The 24,737-nt window shown below is 39.6% G+C and carries 24 protein-coding genes, 3 tRNA genes and 1 pseudogene; 21 read left to right on the top strand and 7 right to left on the bottom strand.

The features are described 5' to 3' along the window. Window positions 1–27 precede the first annotated feature (27 nt). The 3 genes from BZK24_RS09840 (at window position 28) to pseC (ending at window position 2,069) form a co-directional block, all read left to right on the top strand. The gene (locus tag BZK24_RS09840) at window positions 28–234 is read left to right on the top strand and encodes a type II restriction endonuclease (RefSeq protein ID WP_341537509.1); all 207 of its coding nucleotides are present in this window, start codon (window positions 28–30) and stop codon (window positions 232–234) included. Between the two features lie 93 nt (window positions 235–327). Further along, window positions 328–936: a Laminin subunit alpha-2 precursor gene (locus tag BZK24_RS01795; RefSeq protein ID WP_077656392.1), complete on the top strand. Its 609-nt coding sequence runs from the start codon at window positions 328–330 to the stop codon at window positions 934–936. Next, window positions 933–2,069, top strand: a complete 1,137-nt coding sequence (gene pseC / locus BZK24_RS01790) for a UDP-4-amino-4,6-dideoxy-N-acetyl-beta-L-altrosamine transaminase (protein ID WP_021176220.1) — start codon at window positions 933–935, stop codon at window positions 2,067–2,069. The genes BZK24_RS01795 and pseC overlap by 4 nt, the downstream gene beginning before the upstream one ends. A 110-nt stretch (window positions 2,070–2,179) precedes the next feature. Here the strand turns inward: pseC and BZK24_RS01785 are convergent. Next, window positions 2,180–2,264: transfer RNA gene (locus tag BZK24_RS01785), tRNA-Leu, on the bottom strand. Window positions 2,265–2,450: 186 nt separating this feature from the next. Here BZK24_RS01785 and BZK24_RS01780 point away from each other — a divergent pair. From BZK24_RS01780 to truA, 4 genes are read left to right on the top strand one after another with little or no spacing between them, the layout of a single operon-like run. Beyond that, on the top strand, window positions 2,451–3,476 hold the full coding sequence (locus BZK24_RS01780) for a ribonucleotide-diphosphate reductase subunit beta (RefSeq protein WP_077656384.1): 1,026 nt from the start codon (window positions 2,451–2,453) through the stop codon (window positions 3,474–3,476). Between the two features lie 9 nt (window positions 3,477–3,485). Then, a complete protein-coding gene (pcm, locus tag BZK24_RS01775; protein ID WP_077656383.1) occupies window positions 3,486–4,115 on the top strand; it encodes a protein-L-isoaspartate O-methyltransferase in 630 nt (209 codons plus the stop codon). A 10-nt stretch (window positions 4,116–4,125) separates the two neighbouring features. After that, window positions 4,126–5,163 carry an LptF/LptG family permease gene (locus BZK24_RS01770; protein ID WP_077656382.1) on the top strand — a complete coding sequence of 346 codons (1,038 nt, stop codon included), beginning with the start codon at window positions 4,126–4,128 and terminating at the stop codon, window positions 5,161–5,163. 1 nt (window position 5,164) lies between these two features. Next, a complete protein-coding gene (gene truA, locus BZK24_RS01765) occupies window positions 5,165–5,893 on the top strand; it encodes a tRNA pseudouridine(38-40) synthase TruA (RefSeq protein ID WP_077656381.1) in 729 nt (242 codons plus the stop codon). Here the strand turns inward: truA and galE are convergent. Continuing rightward, complete coding sequence (gene galE, locus BZK24_RS01760) at window positions 5,887–6,921, bottom strand: UDP-glucose 4-epimerase GalE (protein ID WP_001186090.1); 1,035 nt, start codon at window positions 6,919–6,921, stop codon at window positions 5,887–5,889. The two genes, truA and galE, sit on opposite strands and share 7 nt — an antisense overlap. A 114-nt stretch (window positions 6,922–7,035) precedes the next feature. Between galE and BZK24_RS01755 the strand changes: the two genes are divergently transcribed. The 4 genes from BZK24_RS01755 to BZK24_RS01740 all read left to right on the top strand — a co-directional run bounded on the left by BZK24_RS01755 (window position 7,036) and on the right by BZK24_RS01740 (window position 9,761). Continuing rightward, window positions 7,036–7,112: transfer RNA gene (locus tag BZK24_RS01755), tRNA-Ile, on the top strand. 17 nt (window positions 7,113–7,129) lie between these two features. Further along, window positions 7,130–7,205 (top strand) — tRNA-Ala (locus tag BZK24_RS01750). Window positions 7,206–7,455: 250 nt separating this feature from the next. Further along, on the top strand, window positions 7,456–8,991 hold the full coding sequence (locus BZK24_RS01745; RefSeq protein ID WP_077656380.1) for a hypothetical protein: 1,536 nt from the start codon (window positions 7,456–7,458) through the stop codon (window positions 8,989–8,991). Between the two features lie 17 nt (window positions 8,992–9,008). Continuing rightward, window positions 9,009–9,761, top strand: a complete 753-nt coding sequence (locus BZK24_RS01740) for an SDR family oxidoreductase (RefSeq protein ID WP_077656379.1) — start codon at window positions 9,009–9,011, stop codon at window positions 9,759–9,761. A gap of 236 nt (window positions 9,762–9,997) precedes the next feature. On the opposite strand, the gene hcpC is transcribed toward BZK24_RS01740, so the two are convergent. The 3 genes from hcpC to edd form a co-directional block, all read right to left on the bottom strand. Continuing rightward, on the bottom strand, window positions 9,998–10,870 hold the full coding sequence (gene hcpC / locus BZK24_RS01735; RefSeq protein ID WP_077656378.1) for a Sel1-like repeat protein HcpC: 873 nt from the start codon (window positions 10,868–10,870) through the stop codon (window positions 9,998–10,000). A 69-nt stretch (window positions 10,871–10,939) separates the two neighbouring features. Further along, window positions 10,940–11,566, bottom strand: coding sequence for a bifunctional 4-hydroxy-2-oxoglutarate aldolase/2-dehydro-3-deoxy-phosphogluconate aldolase (locus BZK24_RS01730; RefSeq protein ID WP_077656377.1), 627 nt, complete (start codon window positions 11,564–11,566; stop codon window positions 10,940–10,942). 10 nt (window positions 11,567–11,576) lie between these two features. Then, window positions 11,577–13,403, bottom strand: coding sequence for a phosphogluconate dehydratase (gene edd / locus BZK24_RS01725; protein WP_077656376.1), 1,827 nt, complete (start codon window positions 13,401–13,403; stop codon window positions 11,577–11,579). 65 nt (window positions 13,404–13,468) lie between these two features. On the opposite strand from edd, the gene BZK24_RS01720 reads away from it, so the two are divergent. The 4 genes from BZK24_RS01720 (at window position 13,469) to BZK24_RS01705 (ending at window position 17,659) form a co-directional block, all read left to right on the top strand. After that, entirely contained in the window at window positions 13,469–14,746 is a 1,278-nt protein-coding gene (locus BZK24_RS01720) for a glucose-6-phosphate dehydrogenase (protein WP_077656375.1), read from the top strand. 10 nt (window positions 14,747–14,756) lie between these two features. Further along, a complete protein-coding gene (gene pgl / locus BZK24_RS01715; RefSeq protein ID WP_077656374.1) occupies window positions 14,757–15,440 on the top strand; it encodes a 6-phosphogluconolactonase in 684 nt (227 codons plus the stop codon). Beyond that, complete coding sequence (locus BZK24_RS01710; RefSeq protein ID WP_001126920.1) at window positions 15,427–16,437, top strand: glucokinase; 1,011 nt, start codon at window positions 15,427–15,429, stop codon at window positions 16,435–16,437. The genes pgl and BZK24_RS01710 overlap by 14 nt, the downstream gene beginning before the upstream one ends. Before the next feature lie 169 nt (window positions 16,438–16,606). Beyond that, on the top strand, window positions 16,607–17,659 hold the full coding sequence (locus tag BZK24_RS01705) for an NAD(P)-dependent alcohol dehydrogenase (protein WP_001265784.1): 1,053 nt from the start codon (window positions 16,607–16,609) through the stop codon (window positions 17,657–17,659). A 9-nt stretch (window positions 17,660–17,668) separates the two neighbouring features. On the opposite strand, the gene BZK24_RS01700 is transcribed toward BZK24_RS01705, so the two are convergent. Beyond that, window positions 17,669–18,865, bottom strand: coding sequence for a glycosyltransferase family 8 protein (locus BZK24_RS01700; RefSeq protein ID WP_077656373.1), 1,197 nt, complete (start codon window positions 18,863–18,865; stop codon window positions 17,669–17,671). Between the two features lie 176 nt (window positions 18,866–19,041). Here BZK24_RS01700 and BZK24_RS01695 point away from each other — a divergent pair, with 176 nt between their 5' ends. Continuing rightward, window positions 19,042–20,349, top strand: coding sequence for a hypothetical protein (locus tag BZK24_RS01695; RefSeq protein ID WP_077656372.1), 1,308 nt, complete (start codon window positions 19,042–19,044; stop codon window positions 20,347–20,349). A gap of 6 nt (window positions 20,350–20,355) precedes the next feature. Here the strand turns inward: BZK24_RS01695 and BZK24_RS01690 are convergent, their stop codons facing one another. Then, entirely contained in the window at window positions 20,356–21,018 is a 663-nt protein-coding gene (locus BZK24_RS01690; RefSeq protein WP_139544978.1) for an outer membrane protein, read from the bottom strand. 290 nt (window positions 21,019–21,308) lie between these two features. On the opposite strand from BZK24_RS01690, the gene BZK24_RS01685 reads away from it, so the two are divergent. The 5 genes and pseudogenes from BZK24_RS01685 to BZK24_RS08985 form a co-directional block, all read left to right on the top strand. Then, the gene (locus tag BZK24_RS01685; RefSeq protein WP_000486466.1) at window positions 21,309–21,869 is read left to right on the top strand and encodes a pyruvate flavodoxin oxidoreductase subunit gamma; all 561 of its coding nucleotides are present in this window, start codon (window positions 21,309–21,311) and stop codon (window positions 21,867–21,869) included. Between the two features lie 15 nt (window positions 21,870–21,884). Further along, window positions 21,885–22,277 carry a 4Fe-4S dicluster-binding protein gene (locus BZK24_RS01680; protein WP_000656174.1) on the top strand — a complete coding sequence of 131 codons (393 nt, stop codon included), beginning with the start codon at window positions 21,885–21,887 and terminating at the stop codon, window positions 22,275–22,277. Window positions 22,278–22,286: 9 nt separating this feature from the next. Next, window positions 22,287–23,510: a 2-oxoacid:ferredoxin oxidoreductase subunit alpha gene (locus tag BZK24_RS01675; protein ID WP_000124348.1), complete on the top strand. Its 1,224-nt coding sequence runs from the start codon at window positions 22,287–22,289 to the stop codon at window positions 23,508–23,510. Window positions 23,511–23,522: 12 nt separating this feature from the next. Further along, on the top strand, window positions 23,523–24,467 hold the full coding sequence (locus BZK24_RS01670; RefSeq protein ID WP_000238169.1) for a thiamine pyrophosphate-dependent enzyme: 945 nt from the start codon (window positions 23,523–23,525) through the stop codon (window positions 24,465–24,467). A 37-nt stretch (window positions 24,468–24,504) separates the two neighbouring features. After that, a pseudogene (locus BZK24_RS08985) lies at window positions 24,505–24,737 on the top strand (DUF2393 family protein); the annotation flags it as partial.

The following is a 24,737-nucleotide window of genomic DNA, read 5'->3' as shown; positions in this document are numbered from 1 at the left end:
ATTTGCTTAGGAGTGTGCGAAGACCAATTGCTTTATAGAATTTTTAAAAAAGATGAAATCCATTACATTCATAAAGAAAGAAAATACTTTATGAAACAAAATGAGTTCAAAAAGCAATTGGTGTCAATGAATCCTGATAATCAAGTCAATTATAAGCTCACTCTCAATCTTAAAGAACTGAAAGAAATTACAAACCTCATCAAAGAGTTAGAAAGGGTTTTAGGGTTAGATTAATATTTTTAGATAGAATTGGGTGGAATAAAATGTTTTTAGGAATAGAGTTTGCTTATCTTGTCTTTAAGAAAGTCCAATGAAGTGGAGGATAAGATGTCTAAGATTTCAAATCATTATAACCCGTCTTTGATGGTGAGGGATTACCATACTCAAAGGGTTGGTTCGCACACAAAAAATGGAGAAAAAGAAGAAAATAAGGAAATTCAAAATCTTTCAGAGAGTGATGAAAAAATCAAATTAGCCAAACAAGCTAAGCAGGATAACCTAGCCATAGGGGATTTAGAAAGCCGTCTCAAAAGCTTAAAAGGCATGGATAAAGACGCTAAAGAATTGGTAGGGATTTCTAAATCTTACGCTCATAACAATGAAAAAGATCGAAGCGATTTTGAGCGTTTTAAAAGCCGTTTGGACAAAGCGATTGATTCTTTCAATCAAAAATCAGGCAATGATAGTTTGAAACTCCCTAGCAATATTGATATTGATGACACGAAAGCTTTGGAAAAATTTTCAAAATCATTAGAAAGTGAAAAAGAAAGCATTCAAAACTCTTTGCACCAGTGGAAAAAACAGCTCGCTGAAACGAATCATTTGAACAAGGAATACAACACCTTAGATAAAACAAGATTGAACGCTCAAAAATTCCAAGATGTCCATGACACAAGCAAAATCACCCCATCTCGCTTGCAAGACTTGCTCGCTTGAAAAAGTTTGCTTATAGCGAGCCTTGTTTAGACGAAGAAGATAAAAAGGCTGTTTTAGAAGTTTTAAATTCCAAACAACTCACGCAGGGCAAATATTCTCTCTTATTTGAAGAAGCTTTATGCGAGTTTTTGGGCGTTAAGCATGCGTTAGCGTTTAATAGCGCGACTTCAGCCCTTTTAACGCTCTATAGGAATTTTAGCGAATTTAGTGCTGATTGCAATGAAATAATCACCACACCTATAAGCTTTGTAGCGACGGCTAACATGCTCTTAGAAAGCGGCTATAAACCCGTATTTGCCGAAGTTAAAAACGATGGCAATATAGATGAATTGGCCCTAGAAAAGCTTATTACTAAAAAAACCAAAGCCATAGTGAGCGTGGATTATGCCGGTAAAAGCGTGGAAGTAGAAAGCGTTCAAAAGCTTTGCAAAAAGCATTCTTTGAGTTTTCTTTCTGACAGCTCGCATGCTCTAGGGAGCGAGTATCACCATAAAAAAGTAGGAGGCTTTGCGTTAGCGAGCGTGTTCAGTTTCCATGCCATTAAGCCTATCACCACGGCTGAAGGGGGAGCGGTCGTTACTAACGATAGCGAATTGCATGAAAAAATGAAATCGTTTCGCTCTCATGGCATGATCAAAAAAGATTTTTTTGAAGGCGAAGTCAAAAGCGTAGGGCATAACTTCCGTTTGAATGAAATCCAAAGCGCTTTGGGTTTGAGCCAACTTAAAAAAGCCCCCCTTTTAATGCAAAAAAGAGAAGAAATCGCTCTAATTTATGATGAGATTTTTAAAGATAACCCTTATTTCACCCCTTTACACCCCTTATTAAAACACCAAAGCTCTAACCACCTTTATCCTATTTTAATGCGCCAAAAATTTTTTACATGCAAAAAACTAATTTTAGAAAGTTTGCACAAACTTGGCATTTTAGCCCAAGTGCATTACAAGCCCATTTACCAGTACCAATTGTATCAACAGCTCTTCAACACAGCCCCATTAAAAAGCGCACAGGATTTTTATAACGCTGAAATTTCCTTGCCTTGTCATGCGAATTTAGATTTAGAGAGCGTTCAAAGCATCGCTCATGGCGTTTTAAAAACTTTTGAGGGTTTTAATAGAATGGGTTTCATTTAGGACTTCAAATCTTAATCATTCCTCTAAAATTTTATTCACCGCATGCCCTTTAATCAAACTGAGTTAGATTGAATTTTGTTTAATCTTTTGCTTCCCATTCGTTGATGAAATGGTGCGGAAGAAAGGAATCGAACCTTCATGCCTTGCGGCGCTAGATCCTAAGTCTAGTGCGTCTACCAATTTCGCCACTTCCGCACACCGCACGCCATCGCATGCATAAGAAGTAGAAAATAATGAAGCAGTATTTTAGCTTTTTAATCCTTTAAAAATACTGAAAAATTGAAGTTTTTTGAGTTTTTTCTGGCTTTAGGGAGTTTTAAATTCTTTTAAGGTATTCTAACAAGACTATATCAGATAGTTTTAAGGAAATTAAGGAACACAATGGAAGTTTCACGCAAGAAAATTTACAACCCCGATTCTACAGAAAGTGTGAATGAAAGAAAGATTTTTGGGGGTAATCCTACAAGCATGTTTGATTTGAATAAGATCAAGTATCAATGGGCGGATCATTTGTGGAAAACGATGCTCGCTAACACCTGGTTTGCTGAAGAAGTGAGCATGAATGATGACAAAAGGGATTATCTGAAATTAAGTGCAGAAGAAAAGATCGGCTATGACAGAGCTTTAGCGCAACTCATTTTTATGGATAGCTTGCAAACCAATAATTTAATTGACAATGTCAATCCCTTTATCACTAGTCCCGAAATCAATTTGTGTTTGGTGCGTCAAGCTTATGAAGAAGCCTTACACAGCCATGCGTATGCGGTGATGGTAGAAAGCATTAGCGCGAATACTGAAGAAATTTATGACATGTGGCGTAACGATATGCAATTAAAAAGCAAGAACGACTATATCGCGCAAGTGTATATGGAATTAGCCAAAAACCCTACAGAAGAAAACATTCTCAAAGCGCTTTTTGCTAACCAAATTTTAGAGGGGATTTATTTTTATAGCGGGTTTAGCTATTTTTACACTCTGGCTAGGAGCGGTAAAATGCTAGGATCAGCGCAAATGATTCGTTTTATCCAAAGAGATGAGGTAACGCATTTGATTTTATTCCAAAACATGATCAACGCTTTAAGGAATGAAAGAGCGGATCTATTCACGCCACGATTGATTAATGAAGTCATAGAGATGTTTAAAAAAGCCGTAGAAATTGAAGCTTCATGGGGGGATTATATCACGCAAGGCAAGATTTTAGGGCTCACTTCAAGTTTGATTGAGCAATACATCCAGTTTTTGGCGGATAGCCGTTTGAGTAAGGTGGGTATCGCTAAAGTTTATGGCGTCCAACACCCCATTAAATGGGTAGAGAGCTTTTCAAGCTTCAATGAGCAACGCTCTAATTTCTTTGAAGCTAGGGTGAGCAATTACGCCAAAGGGAGCGTGAGTTTTGATGACTTTTAAGGGGCTTGTTTGAATAGTATCAAAAACCATTTGATGTGTGAAGAAATCCATAAGCGTTTCAATTTACACCCCAAAGTGAGAAAAGCTATGGAGAGCATTGAAAGGGAAATTTTTGTTCCAGCCCCCTTCAAGCATTTTGCCTACACTTTAAACGCGCTTTCTATGCAAGCGCAACAATACATTTCTTCGCCCCTAACCGTGGCCAAAATGACGCAATATTTAGAAATCGATCATGTGGATAGCGTGCTAGAAATTGGCTGCGGGAGCGGCTATCAAGCGGCGGTTTTGTCTCAAATTTTCAGGCGCGTTTTCAGCATTGAAAGGATTGAAAGCCTGTATATAGAAGCGCGTTTGCGCCTTAAAACTCTCGGTTTAGACAATGTTCATGTCAAATTCGCTGATGGGAATAAGGGCTGGGAGCAATACGCCCCCTATGATAGGATTTTATTCTCTGCTTGCGCTAAAAATATCCCCCAAGCGCTTATTGATCAGCTTGAAGAAGGCGGGATATTAGTCGCGCCCATTCAAGAAAATAACGAGCAAGTGATCAAACGCTTTGTGAAGCAAAATAACGCCTTGCGCGTCCAAAAAGTGTTAGAAAAATGCTTGTTTGTGCCTGTTGTAGATGGGGTGCAATAAAGATTAAGGCATGATCAAACACTATCTTTTCATGGCGGTTTCGCAAGTCTTTTTCTCTTTCTTTTTAGTGCTGTTTTTTATCTCTTCTATCGTGCTATTAATCAGTATCGCAAGCGTAACGCTCGTGATTAAAGTGAGCTTTTTAGATCTGGTGCAACTCTTTTTGTATTCCTTGCCAGGAACCATTTTTTTTATTTTGCCGATCACTTTTTTTGCGGCTTGCGCTTTGGGGCTTTCAAGGCTTAGCTATGACCATGAATTGTTAGTGTTTTTCTCTTTAGGGGTTTCGCCTAAAACAATGACTAAAGCGTTTGTGCCTTTAAGCTTGTTAGTGAGCACGATTTTATTGGTGTTTTCGCTTATTTTAATCCCCACTTCTAAGAGCGCTTATTACGGGTTTTTGCGTCAAAAAAAAGACAAGATTGATATTAACATAAGGGCCGGTGAATTCGGGCAAAAATTAGGCGATTGGCTCGTGTATGTGGATAAGGCTGAGAACAATTCCTATGATAATTTAGTGCTTTTTTCTAATAAAAGCCTTTCTCAAGAAAGCTTCATTCTGGCCCAAAAAGGCAATATCAACAATCAAAACGGCGTGTTTGAATTGAATTTGTATAACGGGCATGCGTATTTCACTCAAGGCGATAAAATGCGTAAGGTTGATTTTGAAGAATTGCATTTACGCAACAAGCTCAAGTCTTTCAATTCTAATGATGCGGCTTATTTGCAAGGCACGGATTATTTGGGCTATTGGAAAAAAGCCTTTGGCAAAAACGCTAATAAAAATCAAAAACGGCGTTTTTCTCAAGCGATTTTAGTTTCCTTGTTCCCTTTAGCGAGCGTGTTTTTAATCCCTTTATTTGGCATCGCCAACCCGCGATTCAAAACGAATTGGAGTTATTTTTATGTCCTTGGAGCGGTTGGGGTTTATTTTTTAATGGTGCATGTGATTTCTACGGATTTGTTTTTGATGACCTTTTTCTTCCCCTTTATTTGGGCGTTTATTTCTTATTTATTGTTTAGAAAATTCATTTTAAAGCGTTATTAAAATGCGTTGTTTTAAGGCTACTATCGCTTATGATGGGGCGTATTTTCTAGGCTATGCCAAACAGCCTAACAAACTCGGCGTTCAGGATAAAATAGAGGGCGCTTTAAACGCGCTAGGGATTAAAAGCGACGTAATTGCGGCTGGGCGCACGGATAAAGGCGTGCATGCGAACAACCAAGTGCTGTCTTTTCACGCTCCAAAACACTGGAGCGCTTCTAAATTATTTTATTATCTAGCCCCCAAACTCGCCCCGCACATTGTCTTAAAAAAACTAGAAGAAAAAAACTTCCATGCGCGTTTTGACGCTCAAAAAAGAGCGTATCGTTACCTTTTGACGAAGAATTTAAAAACGCCTTTTTTAGCGCCTTATATCGCTTGTGGGGATTATGGATCACTAGATTTATTAAATACTGCTTTAAAGCAATTCACAGGCAAGCATGATTTTTCCATGTTTAAAAAAGAAGGCGGCGCTACAACCAATCCTAATCGCATCATTTTTAACGCTTTGGCTTATAAAACCTTTATCATGAGGCATGAGTGCGTGGTGTTTAAAATCATTGGCGATGCGTTTTTACGCTCCAGCGTGCGTTTGATCATTCAAGCATGCGTTCAATATTCCTTAGAAAAAATCACGCTCGCTGAAATTGAAATGCAAATCCACAACCTCAAAGCCACTATAAGAACGCCCATAATGGCTAATGGCTTGTATTTGCATAGGGTGTATTATTGAAATCTTAAAAGGTGTTCTTCCCAATCTAGAGCGCTTTTGATAATGGTGTCTAGGTTGTCATAAAGGGGTTTGAAAGGGGTGTTTTGTAAGATTTTAGCGTTATTGGCAATAAGGCTTGCTGGATCGCCCTGTCGTTTGTCTAAAATTTCCACTAAAAAATCGTTGTTTGAGATTTCTTTAACCTTTTCTATCACTTCTTTCACGCTATGGCCTTGATTGTAGCCGACATTATAGATCTCGCTCTTATTTTTTTCTAAAAGGGTTTGATAGCTCGCTAAATGCGCGTTAGCCAAATCATCTACATGGATATAATCCCTAATGCAAGTGCCATCTCTAGTGGGGTAGTTAGTGCCAAAAATCCCCATTTTTTTCCTTTTCCCCACCGCGCATTCGCATGCAATTTTGATCAAATGCGTGGCGTTAAGCGTGCGCTGCCCCAAAGTGTAAGGCGTGGAATAATCATTTTGCATGCATGCCCCAGCCACATTGAAATAGCGCAAAATAACGCATTTAAAATCCGCTATTTTAGAAGTGTCCAACAAAATCCTTTCGCTCATCATTTTAGACGCTCCATAAGGATTAATGGGTTTTAAGGGGCTTTCTTCGTTCAAGCTTGAACTAGATTCGCCATAAACCACGGCCGTAGAAGAAAAAATAAAACGCTTGATTGCATGTTTTAAACAAAGTTTGACAAGCTCTAAAGTGTTGAGCGTGTTGTTGGTGTAGTATTCTAAAGGCAAGCGCGTGGATTCTTCTACCGAGATTTTAGCCCCAAAGTGTAAGACAGCTTCAATGGGATCTTTTAGCTGTTGCTTATTTAAAAAGGCGTCTAATTTTTGCGTTTCATTCAAATTCGCTTGAATAAACGCAACCCTATTAGGGTAGTAACGCTCTAACGCTTTGATATGCTCTAAAAAACCGGTGCTTAAGTCATCTACAATAATGATGTTTTCTTTGGTTTTTTCTAAAAACGCCCTTGCGGTATGCGAGCCTATATACCCGCACGCCCCTGTGAATAATAATGCCATAAAACCCCTTTTAAAATAAAAAAATAACAACTATTATAACATCTTAATCCCATTTATTATTTAAGGATTTTTTAAGAAAATTTAATTTATAATTTCATCTTTATTGACTTTAAAGGGCTTATAGCTCAGGTGGTTAGAGCGCACCCCTGATAAGGGTGAGGTCGGAGGTTCAACTCCTCCTAAGCCCACCATTTCTTTTACAACCTTTGGGGAATTAGCTCAGCTGGGAGAGCGCCTGCTTTGCACGCAGGAGGTCAGCGGTTCGATCCCGCTATTCTCCACCATTGTTTTTCTCCTTAAATTTTTTCTTTTTATCCATCATGTTTGGTTGAGAAACCCTAAACGATTGGATTATCCTTGTTTAACGCCGCAAATCTTTTAACTCAAAGCTCCTTAATGAAAGATTAAATTAAATTGAGATTTTTTGTTATAAAAATTCTTATTACCGCTCGTTAAGGCTCTATAAAAAATGTTAGAAACCCTTACAAAACAAGCTAATATATTCCATTCAATTTATTTCAAGGACAAACAAACATGAAAAAACTTCTTTATACCATGCTCGCGCTTCTTTTAATCGGCCTTTTAACAACCTATCTTATCCTTTTTACAGAATGGGGGAATAAAATCATCGCTTCGTATATAGAGAAAAAAATCAACCCGAACGAGCGCTACTTGAGCGTTAAAACCTTTAAATTGAGATTCAACTCTTTAGACTTTGAAGCTCAAGCCAACGATGATTCCACGCTCATTCTTAAGGGGGATTTTTCACTTTTAACGCAAAGCGTGGATTTGAATTACCATATAGATATTAAAGATTTACGCTCTTTCAAAGAATGGATACCCTACCCTTTAAGGGGGGCTATTGTTACTTCTGGAAATATCAAAGGGCATAGAAAAGCCCTTATAATTCAAGGCGTCTCCAATGTCGCTCAATCCCACACTACCTACAACGCCCTTTTAGATGATTTCAAGCTTTCTCACTTAAGTTTGAACGCAAAAGACGCCAATTTAGAAGATTTGCTTTATTTAATCAATCGCCCCGCTTATGCGAACGCAAAAGTGTCCTTACAAGCGGATTTTAACTCTCTAAAGCCTTTAGAAGGGCATTTGATTCTAACAGCTAATAACGCTTTAATTAATAACGCCCTAATCAATCAAATCTTTCATTTAAACCTTAAAGACACGCTTATCTTCAACCTCTCGCATTCAAGCGACTTTAAAGAGAACAAAGCCATCAGCGATACCACCATAACTAGCCCTTTAGCCAATTTCAAAGCCCTAAAAAGCGAATATCTTTTCTCTGTTTTAAAACTCAACGCCCCCTACACTTTAGAAATACCCAACCTAGCCAAACTCCAAAACATTACCAACCACCCCTTAAAAGGGAGCTTGACTTTAAAAGGCGCTATAGAGCAAAGCCCCAAACTTTTAAAAGTCAGCGGCCATTCAAATTTACTAGACGGCGCTCTGGATTTCACGCTTTTAAATAAAGATTTGAAAGCCCATTTTTCCAATATTTCCACTTTAAAGGCCTTAGACTTATTTAATTACCCTAAATTTTTCCAATCCGTTGCAGACGCTAACTTGGATTATGATCTTATCGCTAAGCAAGGCACATTGAAAGCCCGCCTAAAAAACGCAAGATTCCTCAAAAATGCATTCAGCGACTTTCTCTACTCCATTTCTCAATTTGATATTACTAAAGAAATCTATAACGATGCTAATCTGGTAAGCCAAATCAACCAACAACGCCTGCTCTCTGATTTGAGTTTAAAAAGCCCCAAAACCCAATTAAAAATCCATAACGGCTTGTTGGATTTAAGCACCAAACAAATGGACATGCTCATGGATGCAGAAATCTTAAAATTCATTTTTAAAATGAAACTTCAAGGCAACATGCACCAGCCAAAATTTTCCCTCATTTTAAACGAAAAAGCCATCCAACAAAACCTGCAACAAGGCTTGAAAGAAATCCTAAAAAACGACACCCTTAAAAAAGGTTTAGACCATTTATTTAAAGATGATAAGCTCAAAGAAAAGCTTGAAAAAGGGCTTAAGGGGCTTTTTTAAAATTTTAAAGGATAGAAATGGCGCACATTTTAGTTAGCGGGGCGACTTCAGGGTTTGGATTAGAAATCGCTAAGGTGTTTTTACAAAAAAACCATGTGGTTTTTGGCACAGGGAGGCGAAAAGAGAATTTGCAAGAATTACAACTCGCTTATCCCAAGCATTTCATTCCCCTGTGTTTTGATCTTCAAAACAAGCTTGAAACTAAGCGAGCGCTAGAGGCTATTTTCTCCATGACGGATCGCATTGACGCTTTAATCAATAACGCCGGCTTAGCGCTAGGCTTAAACAAGGCTTATGAATGCGAGTTAGACGACTGGGAAATCATGATAGATACGAATATCAAGGGGTTGTTGTATCTCACTCGTTTGATCTTGCCCTCTATGATAGAGCATAACCAAGGGACTATCATCAATCTTGGATCTATCGCTGGCACTTACCCCTATCCTGGTGGGAATGTCTATGGAGCGAGCAAGGCGTTTGTGAAACAATTTTCTTTAAATTTGCGAGCGGATTTGGCTGGCACTAACATTAGAGTGAGTAATGTTGAACCCGGTTTGTGCGGCGAAACCGAATTCAGCATGGTGCGTTTTAAAGGCGATAAAATCAAAGCCCAATCCGTCTATGAAAACACCCTTTACCTTAAGCCACAAGATATTGCTAACATCGTGCTATGGATTTACGAACAACCCTTGCATGTCAATATCAACCGCATAGAAATCATGCCCACAAGCCAAACCTTCGCTCCCCTACCCACCCATAAAAACCCTTAAGGGGTTTTAAATAAAGGCTTTGTTTTGGTTAAATACTTAAGGTTTTTTTAAACTTTAACAACTCTTTAAGTTTTAAAAAAAGGGGGATTTTAGTTATTTTATTTTAAACTCATTGTCTTAAGGGGATAGGAAGTATTTTGAAATTATTCTCCCCTACTCCCCTAAAATCTCCTTTTAAAATCCCCTAACCCCCCAAAAGTTCGCTTTTAAAGCCATTCAATCAAGCCTTATTCAAACTAAACTTTGATTTTGAGCTGCTTAAGAATATCGCATGCCCCTTTAGCACCTAATTTACAGCCTTTTTTAAAGTTTTCTATGGCTTGCTTTTCATTCCTTGTTACGCCTTCGCCATTGTATTGCATAGCCCCTAAATTGAAACACCCTCCGCCATTTTCCAACTCGCATGCCTTAGAATAACGAGCGAGAGCCTCTTTAAAATTCTTTACCACGCCATCGCCATGATGATACATATTCCCTGCGTTAAAGCACCCTGGGCTGTCTTTTAAGTCGCAAGCTTTATCATACGAAGCGAGTGCCTTTTTCAAATCTTTAGGCGTACCTCTGCCTGCATCATACAAGCTCCCTAATATCGTGCAGCCATCGCCATCGTTTAAATCGCACGCTTTAGCGAAATATTCCACCGCTTTTTTAAAATCCCTAGTTACCACTTTACCATCATGATAGATCCCCCCTAAGCTCGCGCACCCTTCAGCGTATTTCAAATCGCACGCTTTAGAGTAGTATTGTAAGGCTTTGTTGGTGTTTTGGGACACGCCTTGCCCGCTATAATATAAATTCCCTAACAAATGACACCCATTGCTGTAATTTAAATCGCAAGCTTTAGCGTAAAATGAAGCGGCTTTTTTCAAGTTTTTTTCCACCCCATGCCCTTGATAATAAAGCACCCCTAAATTAAAACACCCGCTATTTTCTTTCAAATCGCAAGCTTTTTCAAAATATTTCTTAGCTTGAGTGAAATCTTGCTCTTTGTAGCTCTTTGCCCCCAAACCCACAAGCTCTTTAGGGTCTTGCTCTGCCATTAGCCCCCCTAAACACAACGCGCCCAAGCACAAAACCCTAAAAAGGGATTTTTTGACATTTTCTAACATGATGTATCTCCTTATTAAAAATTTTATTATAGTGTTATTAAGCAAATACAAAATGCCATGATCTCTTTGTTATCTTAAAACTAGCGATCGCTTGCAAATTTCTGTGATTTTATCCCACTCTTTGTTTTGAATCAAATTTTTAGGGGTAAGCCAGCTCCCCCCCACGCACAAAACATTTTCTAAATTTAAATAAGAACGCATGTTATCGGCGCTAATCCCCCCAGTAGGGCAAAATTTCACCCCTTTAAAAGGGTCGTTAAAAGCGTTTAAAAGTTTAACGCCCCCGCAATACTCCGCCGGGAAAAATTTCAAAGCGCTATAGCCCCATTCTAAGGCTTGCATGACTTCACCACTGCTAGAAACCCCAGGTATTAAAGGCATGTCTTTTTTCTTTGCGTGTTCTAAAAGCGTTATCGTAAGGCCCGGGCTAATCAAAAACTCTGCCCCCCTATTTTGAGCTTGCTCTAATTGAATAAGATTTAAGATCGTGCCAGCGCCCACATGCATTTTTGGCACATTCTTAGCGATAAGCTCTATGGCTTCTAAAGCGCAACTGGAGCGCAAAGTAACTTCTATGATTGGAATACCCCCCTCTATCAGGCTTTGCGCTAAAGGCACAGCGTCTTTTAAATCCTCAATCACCACCACAGGGACAATGGGGCTGATTTGTAAAATTTCTATTATTTTATCTTGCATTTTATCTCCTTTATATTTTTATGCCAAAACTCATGCCGCCCTCTTCAGCGGTATTGGCATTCAATCTCAAGCTTGTAAATAATTCCCTACCCAGCCCAAAAGTAGGCTTTTCTAAATTTTCCAAGGTTTCTAAAAACAAAGGGTTGATGCCTCTATTTTCAAAATCCTTTTCAAGCACATTCAAAGCGTTATTAGGAGCGTCTAATTCTATCCAATCGCCATCTTTAATCTTAATGATCGCCCCATTTAACGCTCCCTCAGGGCTTAAATGGATCGCGCTAGGCACTTTCCCGCTCGCCCCGCTCATGCGTCCATCCGTAACCAGCGCAACCTTATAGCCCATATCCTGCAAAGCCCCTAAATTCGTGGTGAGTTTGTGCAATTCTGGCATGCCGTTAGACTTAGGCCCTTGGAAAGGCAAGACGGCCACAAAGTCCCTTTCTAATTCTTTATTTTTAAAGCGTTCTAAAAATTCGCTTTGGGTTTTAAAAACAATCGCTCTGGCCTTGACTTTCCTGTGCTCATCTTTAATGGCTGAGATTTTAATCACGGCCCGCCCTAAATTACCCTTTAAGATTTTAAGCCCCCCATTAGCGGCAAAAGGCTCGCTAACAGGGCGTAAAATATCCGTATTCAGGCTATGACTAACAGCGTCTTTATACACCAATTGGTCGTTTTCTAAAAAGGGGGTTTTGGTGTAATTTTGCATGCCTTTTTGCGTTTCTGTATCCATAATGGTATGCGTGTCTTCAAATAAAAGCCCCTCTTTTAACAATTCTTTGATCACAAACGCTAAGCCCCCACAGGCTTCAAAAGCGTTCACATCCGCTGATCCGTTAGGATAGACTTTAGCTAAAAGGGGTATGAGGTTAGAAACTGCGTCAAAATCGTCCCAATTGAGAATCACCCCACAAGATCTAGCGATAGCGATCAAATGCAAAGTGTGGTTAGTAGAACCTCCGGTTGCCATTAAGCCTATGAGAGCGTTAAGAATGCTTTTTTCATCAATGAGTTTGGCTAAGGGCAGGACTTTCCCGCTCGCTAATCTTTTGGCGCTCTCTTCTACTAAAACCTTCCGTAAGGGGTTGTTAGGGTTGATAAAACTAGAATTAGCCACATGCAACCCCATAAACTCCATCATCATTTGATTAGAATTAGCCGTGCCATAAAAAGTGCAAGTGCCCACATCATGATAGCTTTGCATTTCCACTTTTAAAAGCTCTTCTCTGTTGATTTTTCCCATTGCAAAATCTTGGCGCGCTTTGGCTTTTTTACAATTTTCTATCCCGCTCACCATAGGCCCGCTTGGCACAAACACGCTCGCTAAATTCCCAAAACTTAACGCTCCTATGAGCAAGCCTGGCACGATTTTATCGCACACGCCCAAAAAAAACGCCCCATCAAAAACATTATGGCTCAACCCCACGGCGGTGCTTAAGGCGATCACATCTCTACTGAATAAGCTCAATTCCATGCCATCATAACCCTGCGTGATACCATCACACATCGCTGGCACCCCACTAGCGACGCTCGCATAAGCGTTATGCTCTTGCAACTCTTTTTTAATCCAGTCAGGGTAATTTTTAAAAGGTTGGTGGGCTGAAAGCATGTCATTATAAGCGGTGATAATCGCAAAATGCTTTCTTTTATGCGAACCTAAAGGCATTTTTAAATGCTCTGGCATGCTCGCTGTAACATGTGCAATATTCGCGCAACCCAAGCTCTCAATCTTGGGCTGGTTTTTAGGGTTAAAGATATTTTCTAAATAAAGTTCTCTGGTTTTTTTGCTACGCTCTGTAATTTTTTCTTTGATTTGTTCTAAAGAATGCTTAGGCATGAACACCCCTTCAATTAAGATTTAATATATAATAATAACTTAAAAACACTCTAAAAGGGTTATTGATGCTAGATTTTGATTTGGTTCTTTTTGGTGCGACTGGGGATTTAGCCATGCGAAAGCTCTTTGTTTCGCTTTATGAAATTTATACCCATTATGGTTTTAAAAACGATTCTAGGATTATCGCATCGGGGCGTAAGGAGCTATCCAATGAAGAGTTTTTGGTGCTCCTTTGTGAAAAGACACAACTGCATTCAAGAAAAAAGGGTGAGGAATTTTTAGCCCATATCAGTTATTTGCGCGTCCGTTTGGATAACCCTAAAGACTTTGAAGAATTGAGTAAAATCGCTACAAACAATAAGCCCTTGATTTTCTACTTTTCTATCTCCCCTAGTTTTTTTGCAACGACCGCTCAAAATTTAGCCCAAAACGCGCTCAATCACGCTAACACTCGCTTGATTTTAGAAAAACCCTTAGGGCATGATTTAAAGACTTGTCAAGAGATTTTTCAAAGCATTAGCGCTTTTTTTAAAGAAGAGCAAATTTTTAGAATCGATCATTATTTAGGGAAAAAGGGCGTTCAAAATATTCTTGAATTGCGCTTAAATAACCCTATCTTAAACATTTTATGGGATCAAATCAGCGCGGTTGAAATCTGCGTGTATGAGACTTTGGGGGTGGAAGAAAGGGGCGAATTTTACGATAAAATCGGGGCTTTAAGGGATATGGTTCAAAACCATCTCTTGCAAGTTTTATCCCTTATCGCTACAGATTTACCCCACGATTTAAAAGACTTGAGAAAAGAAAAAATCAAAGTTTTAAAAACCTTACAACCCCCTAAAGATTTTAAAAAACAGGTTATTCGGGCCCAATATCAAGGCTATAGGAATGAAAATAAGGTCAATAAAGAGAGCCAGACAGAGACTTTTGTCGCTATTAAAGCCTTTTTGGATACGCCTAAATTTAAAGGCGTGCCTTTCTACCTTAAACACGCTAAAAAAATGCCCCACAACCAAGCGAGCGTGAAAATCCATTTTAATGCAGTCAATACGCTGGAATTTTTCCTCTCTCAAGATAAAATCACCCTCACCCTAAAAGACAATCAAAACCCCCTTATTTTAGAAACCCATAACAAACAAGAATTTTTACAGCCCTACGCTAAATTGCTCTATGATGCGATACAAAATAACCACAATAATTTCGCCCACCAATTGGAATTAGAAGCGTCATGGGTGTTTATTGACACGCTCATAGAGGGTTTTATCAATAACGCCACGCCCTTACATTCCTATGAAAGCCATAATCTCAACGAATCCGAATTTTTAAAACCACTCTATCAATGAAAGGGATTTCATGGGTTATCAATTGTTTGAATTTGAAAGTTTAGAAGATTGCCACAAGGCTTTAATAGATCGTTTTAAAGAATTTTTTAACACCGCTTTAAAAAAGCATCATCAAGTTTCCATCGCTTTTTCTGGAGGCCGTTCGCCCATTAGCTTGTTGCAAAAATTGAGCGTTTTAGATCTCAAATGGCATGAGTGTTTAATCAGTTTGGTGGATGAACGCATTGTAGAGACTAGCCATGATGATAGCAACACCAAATTATTGCACGACTACTTGTTGCAAAATAACGCCTTAAAAGCTTCTTTCACCCCGCTTTTGCCTAAAAAGATTTCTGGCAATACAAACGAACTTTTAGATTTTGCTAACCAGCATTTCAAACAGCCCCATTTAGCCATTTTGGGCATGGGGACTGATGGGCATACGGCTAGCCTTTTTCCTGAAACAAGCGCTTTTTTAAACGAAGAAAAAGAAAATATCGTTTTGACTACGCCCGCTAACGCTCCTTATGAGCGCTTGAGCATGTCTATCAACGCCTTAGAAAATTGCGAAAAACTTTTCTTAAGCATTAGCGGAGTAGAAAAAAGGGAGGTTTTAGAAAAAGCTTTAAAAGAAACCGCCCCCTATTCTCTGCCGATTGCTCGGATTTTACACTCTAAAAAAGTTACCACGGAGGTGTTTTATGCCAAAAACTGAAACTTACCCAAGACTCTTAGCCGATATTGGCGGCACAAATGCGCGTTTTGGTTTGGAAGTCGCCCCACGACAGATTGAATGCGTTGAAGTCTTGAGGTGCGAAGATTTTGAAAGCTTGAGCGATGCGGTGCGATTTTACCTTTCTAAATGCAAAGAAAGCCTTAAACTGCGCCCTATTTATGGCTCTTTTGCTGTGGCTACGCCCATCATGGGGGATTTTGTCCAAATGACTAACAACCACTGGACTTTTTCTATTGAAACGACACGGCAATGTTTGAATTTAAAAAAACTGCTTGTCATCAATGATTTTGTCGCGCAAGCCTATGCCATTAGTGCGATGCAAGAAAACGATCTGGCCCAAATAGGCGGGATTAAGTGCGAGATCAACGCCCCTAAAGCGATTTTAGGGCCAGGAACCGGGCTTGGGGTAAGCACTCTTATCCAAAACAGCGATGGCTCTTTGAAAGTCTTGCCCGGTGAAGGGGGGCATGTGAGCTTTGCCCCTTTTGATGATTTAGAAATTTTAGTGTGGCAATACGCCCGCTCTAAATTCAACCATGTGAGCGCGGAAAGGTTTTTGAGCGGTAGCGGCTTGGTGCTGATTTATGAAGCTTTATCCAAACGCAAAGGCTTAGAAAAAGTAGCGAAATTGAGCAAGGCTGAATTGACCCCACAAATCATTAGCGAACGCGCTTTGAATGGGGATTACCCTATATGCCGATTGACCTTGGACACTTTTTGCTCCATGCTAGGCACGCTCGCTGCTGATGTGGCTCTCACTTTGGGGGCTAGAGGGGGCGTGTATTTGTGTGGGGGAATTATCCCACGATTCATTGATTATTTTAAAACTTCGCCCTTTAGAGCGCGTTTTGAAACGAAAGGGCGCATGGGGGCGTTTCTCGCTTCCATCCCTGTGCATGTTGTGATGAAAAAAACTCCCGGACTTGATGGGGCGGGCATTGCGTTAGAAAATTATTTACTGCATGATAGAATTTAGCAAATAGTAGCGCTTTAAGATAAAAGCGATTAGCGCAAGGGGTGCGTTTAAACGCGCCAAACAACGCTACCATATAACCAACAACTATAAAATTAGTTAAACCTATAGAAACATAAGCAAACCATAAAAACGATACAATAGCGGTATTTTAATGAAACAAGGAGTTTTTATGAGAGTTCCATCTAAAGGTTTTGCTATTTTTTCTAAAGACGGGCATTTCAAACCCCATGATTTTAGCCGCCATGCTGTAGGCCCTAAAGATGTGCTGATTGACATTCTTTATGCAGGGATTTGCCATAGCGATATTCATAGCGCTTATAGCGAATGGAAAGAAGGCATTTATCCTATGGTTCCTGGGCATGAAATTGCTGGGGTCATCAAAGAAGTGGGTAAGGAAGTTAAGAAATTTAAGGTTGGCGATGTGGTGGGCGTGGGCTGTTTTGTCAATTCATGCAAAACATGTAAGCCCTGTAAAGAACACCAAGAGCAATTTTGCGCCAACCACAAAACGGTATTCACTTATGATTGTTTGGATTATTTCCATGACAATGAACCCCACATGGGCGGATACTCTAATAATATTGTCGTGGATGAAAACTATGTGATTAGCGTGGATAAAAACGCCCCTTTAGAAAAAGTAGCCCCCTTGCTTTGTGCTGGCATCACCACTTATTCGCCCTTAAAATTTTCTAAGGTTACTAAAGGCACAAAAGTGGGTGTCGCTGGGTTTGGCGGGCTAGGAAGCATGGCGGTCAAATACGCTGTGGCTATGGGAGCTGAAGTGAGTGTTTTTGCAAGAAACGACCACAAAAAGCAAGACGCTTTGAGCATGGGGGTCAAACATTTCTACACAGACCCCAAACAATGCAAAGAAGAATTGGACTTTATCATTTCAACCATTCCTACCCATTATGATCTAAAAGACTACCTCAAGCTCTTAACTTATAGCGGCGAATTAGCTCTTGTGGGACTCCCTCCTGTAGAAGTCGCTCCAGCACTCAATGTTTTTGAATTTATCCATTTGGGCAATCGCAAGGTTTATGGCTCATTGATTGGGGGCATTAAAGAAACCCAAGAAATGATGGATTTTTCTATTAAACACAATATTTACCCTGAAATAGATTTGATTTTAGGCAAGGATATTGACACCGCTTATCATAACCTAACCCATGGGAAAGCGAAATTCCGCTATGTGATTGATATGAAAAAATCGTTTGATTAAGAATTGACTTTAGCTCTTTTTTAAGAGCTTGAGTTTGATTAGGATTTTTTTAACAATCCCATGAAGCCCTAAAACTCTAAGGATCTTACTAACCGCCCTTTTAGCTAACGCTTTAGGCATCAAAAACCCAAAGTGAATAAACTTATTGAAAAATTTTTTCACTAAATTACAAGTTAATTCAAGAACTCTTGAATGGATTTTCCTTTCTTTAAACACAACAAACAGATACGATTTAAAAAACAAATACGGGGTTTTGAAAAGAATTTCTTTTGAAGACTTTACTGAAGAAAAATAATGCTGCTCAGCCATTTTTGTGGTATAAAAGCTCTCATTGGTGTGCATTTTCTTAGTGTAATCGCTCATAAAGGGGGTTTTAGCCAAAGCGTTCAGCCACAAATCCGCTTTTAAACCAAAAGGGTAATCCCAAGGCTTCACCGCCCCCCACCAAGCGTCATAGTGGATAATGGTAGGGTTTTCTCGCGCCTCTAAAATGGTTTTCTTGTAATTCTCGTTTAAATACGCGTTAGAAAAATCTTTAATGGTGTAATACCAAGGGAAAACGCAATACTCAATCCCTAAAGCTTTCATGTTAGGCCAACACCATTTCGTAAAATCCAACTCCCCTTTAGTCTCATTCCCCTTTAAAATCTCATGCATTCTTAAGGTGAAATTTTTCTTGCGTTGGTAATCTAAATTACAAAACAAAAACCCTTCCATCATGTGGTGCTTTTCAACTTCCAAAACCCCATAAAAATAATTCTCATCATCTTCTTTAATGTTTAAGAAATCAGCGCTAAATTCATTGCAAAAGATAACGTCCACATCGCTCCACACCATTTTAGAATATTTGGGGAATAAATCCGCTAGAAAATATTTCACTAACACCATTTTAGAAAAACGCTTGGTGAAATCCTCATCAAAAGGGTTAGGGATAGTGTCTAAAAAAGGTTCAATATCTTTCACTTCTAAAGCAGCAAATTCTTTAAAAGGCTCTGCGATTTGATTAAGCTTTGATTTATCTTCTTCATTCAAGCCTACCACTAAAGCGTGTAGGGTGTAACGGATTTTTTTATTGGCTTTAGCGATGCTTTCTAGCAAGGAATAAAGACACGCGCCCGCAGGAATGAGGTAATTCTTATCAAAAGCAAAAGCAATAGGAATATGAAAATCTTGTTCTTTAAAAGAATGATTTGAAGCTGAATCCATGAAAAATGAAACACCCTTTTTTAAAGCTATTTTATCCAAAAAAAAAAAAAAAAAACAGAACTTGAAAGGGTTCTGTTTTTGGTTTTATGTTGTTTTTAATGAAAATTAATCTAAAATTTTACCTTATTTTTGCCACCATTTTTAAAGGGCGTTGATGAAAGGGGCTGTATTTTAGTTTGATTTTCTTAAAAAAATCTCTTTATGCGTTGTTGTTTTCAGGTTTTTTAATACCACCCTTAATGAAAGCGGCTAGTTTTGTCTATGATTTGAAGTTTATGAGCTTTAATTTCAATTTAGTGGCCCCAAACAACAACCCCTATTGGAATAGCCTAACCAAAATGCAAGGTCGTCTCATGCCTCAAATTGGCGTTCAATTAGACAAAAGACAGGCCTTGATGTTTGGAGCGTGGTTCATTCAAAATTTACACACGCATTATAGCTATTTCCCTTATTCGTGGGGGGTTACCATGTATTACCAATACATAGGGAAAAATTTGAGATTTTTTTTAGGCATTGTGCCTCGAAGTTATCAAATAGGGCATTACCCTTTAAGCGCTTTTAAAAAACTTTTTTGGTTTATAGATCCTACTTTTAGGGGAGGAGCGTTCCAATTCAAACCGGCTTATGATCCTAACCGCTGGTGGAATGGGTGGTTTGAGGGCGTTGTGGATTGGTATGGGGGGCGCAATTGGAACAACCAGCCCAAAAAGAAAAATTACGATTTTGATCAATTCTTGTATTTTGTTTCTTCAGAATTTCAGTTTCTTAAAGGGTATTTAGGTTTGGGGGGACAGCTTGTCATTTTTCATAACGCCAGCCATCATAGCATGGGAAATAATTACCCTTACGGCGGTAATTCTTACTTAAAACCAGGCGATGCAACCCCGCAATGGCCTAATGGCTACCCCTATTTCAGTCAAAAAAATAACCCGCAAGGCGGAGAAATGGGGAAATACTCTAACCCTACCATTTTAGATAGGGTTTATTACCATGCTTATTTAAAAGCGGATTTTAAAAATCTCATGCCTTATATGGACAATATTTTCATGACTTTTGGCACGCAGTCGTCTCAAACCCATTATTGCGTGCGTTATGCTAGCGAGTGCAAAAACGCTCAATTTTATAACAGCTTTGGGGGGGAATTTTACGCCCAAGCACAATACAAAGGCTTTGGGATCTTTAACAGATACTATTTTTCCAACAAACCCCAAATGCACTTTTATGCTACTTATGGCCAATCTCTCTATACCGGATTGCCATGGTATAGAGCCCCTAATTTTGACATGATAGGGCTTTATTATGTCTATAAAAATAAATGGGTGAGCGTGCGAGCGGATGCGTTTTTTAACTTTTTAGGTGGGGGCGATGGGTATCATTTGTATGGGAAAGGGGGCAAGTGGATCACTACCTATCAGCAATTCTTAACCCTAACCATAGACACACGAGAGTTGATTGATTTTGTCAAATCTAAAACCTCTAAATAACTATATCTAAAAATTATAGATATAATTGAAATAAGCTACCGGTAAGCGGTGCCATAAAGTAGTCGCGCTCAAGCCATCAACGATTTCAGTTCTTTTGTTAGGAATGACAGGGAATTTCAACCCGAAAGTGATTTCATTGTGGAAAAAGCCAAAACGAAAACCCACTTTCACAAGCAATTGGAAAAGCGAATTTTCTTTGCCTAAATTTTGAGCGATAATCCCATGCATAGCCCCTCCTGGCATGTAAGTCGCCCCAGCGATGCCTAAGCCAAACTCCAACCCTAAAAACATCTTTGGCGAATTGAAAGCGTCCCACAAACCGCTAAATTCTAAACCATAGGTAGAAATATAGGATTTGTGAGAAGAAAAGGTCTGATCATAAAACAACCCGTAACGAAAACCCACATGCTCTACAGCTTGCGTTTTAGCCACAAATTTCCCCCCCAACACCACACCAAAGCCATTGCCGGTCATGAAATACGATTTATCTATAGAACTGGTGCTAAAAGACGTGTTGATCGCGCTAAGCTGATACCCAACCCCTAAATAAAACGTATTCCTATCCGCAAATTTAGGTTTTTTTGATTTTTCATCAAGCTCTGCCTCTGCGGCTTGGAGCGATGATAATAACGCCATGCCCATCAATATTTTAACCGTTGTTTTATTCATAACCCAATTCCTTATGTTATCCTGCCCCACACTTGCCCCATACAGACTAAAATCAAATCACACCCTAAATAATAACAAAGTTTAAAATAAATATTAGTGGTTTTGATTAAGAACGCCTATCTTTTTAGAATAAATAGCCATAAAATAGCCATAATTCTTGTAAGTATGCCCCCATTTTCCTATAAAAATTCCTAAAAAGATATTGTTATAAGACACATTAATAGTTTTTCTTGTATAATATTTGGGCTAAATTCAATTTATTTTATACGATATTAAGGAGACATATTACCATGTTTCAAATTAGATGGCATGCGCGAGCTGGTCAAGGCGCAATCACTGGCGCTAAAGGGTTGGCTGATGTGATTTCAAAAACAGGCAAAGAAGTGCAAGCGTTCGCTTCCTATGGTTCAGCTAAAAGGGGGGCTGCTATGATGGCTTATAACCGCGTTGATGATGAGCCTATTTTAAACCATGAGCGCTTCATGCAACCGGATTATGTGCTGGTGATTGACCCTGGTTTGGTTTTCATTGAAAACATCTTCGCTAATGAAAAAGAAGACACGACCTATATCATCACTAGCTACCTTAACAAAGAAGAATTGTTTGAAAAAAAACCTGAATTAAAAACCCGTAAGGTGTTTTTGGTGGATTGTTTAAAAATCTCTATGGAAACCTTAAAACGCCCTATCCCCAACACGCCCATGCTAGGAGCGTTAATGAAAGTGTCTGGCATGCTTGAAATTGAGGCTTTTAAAGAAGCTTTTAAGAAAGTTTTAGGCAAAAAACTCACGCAAGAAGTCATTGACGCTAACATGCTCGCTATCCAAAGAGCTTATGAAGAAGTTCAATAACATTAAGGATTAAAGATGAAAGATTGGAATGAATTTGAAATGGGGGCGGTGCTCTTCCCTTTTGAAAAAAACGCACAAAGCGAAATGGAAAAACACAATGATGAGCGCCATTACACCGAGCAAAGTTACTTCACCACTTCAGTGGCTCATTGGCGCGTGGCTAAGCCTGTGCATAACAATAATATTTGCATCAATTGCTTTAATTGTTGGGTTTATTGCCCAGACGCTGCTATTCTTTCAAGAGAGGGCAAATTAAAGGGCGTGGATTATTCTCATTGTAAGGGCTGTGGCGTGTGCGTGGATGTCTGCCCCACCAACCCTAAATCGCTATGGATGTTTGAAGAACAAATTGAGCCTGCTACCGCTCTCACTCAATGGCCGCAAAAACAAGAAAAGAAAAAATCATAAGGAAAAAATATGGCAAGAAGTATTGAATTGCAAGAGATAGAAGTGTGGGATGGCAATACCGCTAGTTCTAACGCTTTAAGACAGGCTCAAATTGATGTCATCGCAGCCTATCCTATCACCCCATCAACGCCCATTGTGCAAAATTATGGCACCTTTAAGGATAATGGCTATATTGATGGCGAATTCGTTTTAGTGGAATCTGAGCATGCCGCTATGAGTGCATGCGTGGGAGCGGCAGCAGCTGGAGGAAGGGTCAGCACTGCGACTAGCTCTCAAGGTTTGGCACTAATGGTAGAAGTTTTATACCAAGCTTCTGGCATGCGTTTGCCTATCGTTTTGAATTTAGTCAATCGCGCTCTAGCAGCCCCTTTAAACATCCATGGTGATCATTCTGATATGTATTTAAGCAGGGATTCTGGCTGGATCAGTTTATGCACATGCAACCCTCAAGAAGCTTATGATTTCACTTTAATGGCGTTTAAAATCGCAGAGCATCAAAAGGTGCGCGTGCCTACTATTGTCAATCAAGATGGTTTTTTATGCTCACACACCGTGCAAAATGTCCGCCCTTTGAGCGATGCAGTGGCTTATCAATTCGTAGGCGAATACCAAACCAAGCATTCCCTTTTGGATTTTGATAAACCGGTAAGCTATGGCGCACAAGCTGAAGAAGAATGGCATTATGAGCATAAAGCCCAACTCCACCATGCGATCATGAGCGCGTCTTCTGTGATTGAAGAAGTGTTCAATGATTTCGCTAAACTCACAGGCAGGCAATACCATTTAACCAAAACTTTCCAGCTAGAAGACGCTGAAATCGCTATCTTTGCGTTAGGCACTACTTATGAATCAGCGATCGTAGCAGCCAAAGAAATGCGTAAAAAAGGCATTAAGGCCGGCGTGGCTACCATCCATTCCTTGCGCCCCTTCCCTTATGAAAAATTAGGGCAGGATTTGAAAAATCTTAAGGCTCTAGCGATTTTAGACAAGAGCTCTCCAGCGGGCGCTATGGGGGCGATGTTTAATGAAGTAACGAGCGCGGTGTATCAAACGCAAGGGACTAAACACCCCGTGGTGTCTAACTATATTTATGGTTTAGGCGAAAGGGATATGACAATCGCGCATTTATGCGAGATTTTTGAAGAAATCAATGAAGACGCTCTTAAAGGCACGCTCACGCACCCTACCCAACAATTCGTAGGTTTGCACGGCCCTAAAATGAGCTTTTTTTAAAAAGGAAATATCATGGTAAAAGAAGTCAAAACACTCAAAGGTTTTAGCCAAAGCGCTGAAAAATTTCAAGGCTCGCACTTGCTTTGCCCGGGTTGTGGGCATGGCATTATTGTGCGCGAAGTTTTAAACGCTGTAGATGGGCCTATTGTTTTAGGCAATTCTACCGGTTGTTTAGAGGTATGCTCGGCTGTGTATCCGCACACTTCATGGGATGTGCCTTGGATCCATATTGGTTTTGAAAATGGCTCTACGGCGATTTCAGGGGTGGAGGCGATGTATAAAGCGCTAGTGAATAAGGGCCGCTATCAAGGTCAAAAACCAAAATTTGTGGCGTTTGGGGGCGATGGGGCTAGTTATGATATTGGTCTTCAATTCATCAGCGGTTGCATGGAAAGAGGGCATGACATGACTTACATTTGCCTAGATAATGAAAACTACGCCAATACCGGCGGTCAAAGAAGCGGCTCTACGCCATTAGGGGCTAGCACTTCTACCACGCCATCAGGATCGGTGAGCTTTGGTAAAAAAGAAAAGAAAAAAGACATCGTCAATATCATGGCAAGCCATGGGGTTCCTTATGTGGCGCAACTCTCGCCTAACAAATGGAAAGACATGAACAAAAAGATTAAAACCGCGCTAGACACTGAAGGGCCTTGCTTCATCAACGCTCTTAGCCCATGCACGACTGAATGGAAATTTGAATCCAATAAAACCATTGAATTAGCGGATATGGCTGTGGATAGCTTGATGTTCCCCCTATTTGAAATCTTTAATGGCAGGGAATTAAAAATCACTTACCGCCCCAGAAATATCATTCCTGTAAGGGATTATTTAGGGGCACAAAAACGCTTCAAACATCTTTTCAAAAAGGAAAACGAACACATTATTGAAGAATTGCAAAAAGATGTGAATGAGCGTTGGGAATACTTGCAACGCAGAGAAGAAGCTAAAGTATAACCCTTTAATTAAATCAAGGGGCTTTTTTGCGCCTTGTGCGATTTTCCCCATAGAAACACGCATCTTACACGCTAACCCTTTAAGTTATAGCAACGCCTTTTCTTTGCAAGTGGGAGTCAAAAACAATTCCAAATTCAGTTTAAACAAATGCGTTTTACGCCTAGAAGTCCTTAAAAACCCTCACAATTTTGCAGAAGAGCGACTTTTTAAATGGTTTGTCAAAAAAAGCTATGAAAAAACCTTTAAGGGAAAACTTTTCCCTAAAAAACC

Origin of the sequence: Helicobacter pylori, from assembly GCF_001998165.1 — a bacterium.
Lineage (GTDB): Bacteria > Campylobacterota > Campylobacteria > Campylobacterales > Helicobacteraceae > Helicobacter > Helicobacter pylori_DL.
The sequence above is the reverse complement of the archived record's forward strand: the minus strand, read 5'-3'. Positions and strand labels throughout refer to the sequence as shown.

Bases quoted from the DNA above. Each gene is read 5' to 3' on its own strand.
- BZK24_RS01720 (WP_077656375.1), top strand. From the start codon at position 13,469: ATGCTAGATTTTGATTTGGTTCTTTTTGGTGCGACTGGGGATTTAGCC.
- edd (WP_077656376.1), bottom strand. From the start codon at position 13,403: ATGCCTAAGCATTCTTTAGAACAAATCAAAGAAAAAATTACAGAGCGT.
- truA (WP_077656381.1), top strand. From the start codon at position 5,165: ATGCGTTGTTTTAAGGCTACTATCGCTTATGATGGGGCGTATTTTCTA.
- BZK24_RS01710 (WP_001126920.1), top strand. From the start codon at position 15,427: ATGCCAAAAACTGAAACTTACCCAAGACTCTTAGCCGATATTGGCGGC.
- BZK24_RS01690 (WP_139544978.1), bottom strand. From the start codon at position 21,018: ATGAATAAAACAACGGTTAAAATATTGATGGGCATGGCGTTATTATCA.
- BZK24_RS01705 (WP_001265784.1), top strand. From the start codon at position 16,607: ATGAGAGTTCCATCTAAAGGTTTTGCTATTTTTTCTAAAGACGGGCAT.
- BZK24_RS01740 (WP_077656379.1), top strand. From the start codon at position 9,009: ATGGCGCACATTTTAGTTAGCGGGGCGACTTCAGGGTTTGGATTAGAA.
- pgl (WP_077656374.1), top strand. From the start codon at position 14,757: ATGGGTTATCAATTGTTTGAATTTGAAAGTTTAGAAGATTGCCACAAG.
- BZK24_RS01670 (WP_000238169.1), top strand. From the start codon at position 23,523: ATGGTAAAAGAAGTCAAAACACTCAAAGGTTTTAGCCAAAGCGCTGAA.
- BZK24_RS01795 (WP_077656392.1), top strand. From the start codon at position 328: ATGTCTAAGATTTCAAATCATTATAACCCGTCTTTGATGGTGAGGGAT.
- BZK24_RS01745 (WP_077656380.1), top strand. From the start codon at position 7,456: ATGAAAAAACTTCTTTATACCATGCTCGCGCTTCTTTTAATCGGCCTT.
- BZK24_RS01680 (WP_000656174.1), top strand. From the start codon at position 21,885: ATGAAAGATTGGAATGAATTTGAAATGGGGGCGGTGCTCTTCCCTTTT.
- BZK24_RS01770 (WP_077656382.1), top strand. From the start codon at position 4,126: ATGATCAAACACTATCTTTTCATGGCGGTTTCGCAAGTCTTTTTCTCT.
- BZK24_RS01675 (WP_000124348.1), top strand. From the start codon at position 22,287: ATGGCAAGAAGTATTGAATTGCAAGAGATAGAAGTGTGGGATGGCAAT.
- BZK24_RS01700 (WP_077656373.1), bottom strand. From the start codon at position 18,865: ATGGATTCAGCTTCAAATCATTCTTTTAAAGAACAAGATTTTCATATT.
- hcpC (WP_077656378.1), bottom strand. From the start codon at position 10,870: ATGTTAGAAAATGTCAAAAAATCCCTTTTTAGGGTTTTGTGCTTGGGC.
- galE (WP_001186090.1), bottom strand. From the start codon at position 6,921: ATGGCATTATTATTCACAGGGGCGTGCGGGTATATAGGCTCGCATACC.
- BZK24_RS01685 (WP_000486466.1), top strand. From the start codon at position 21,309: ATGTTTCAAATTAGATGGCATGCGCGAGCTGGTCAAGGCGCAATCACT.
- BZK24_RS01780 (WP_077656384.1), top strand. From the start codon at position 2,451: ATGGAAGTTTCACGCAAGAAAATTTACAACCCCGATTCTACAGAAAGT.
- BZK24_RS01730 (WP_077656377.1), bottom strand. From the start codon at position 11,566: ATGCAAGATAAAATAATAGAAATTTTACAAATCAGCCCCATTGTCCCT.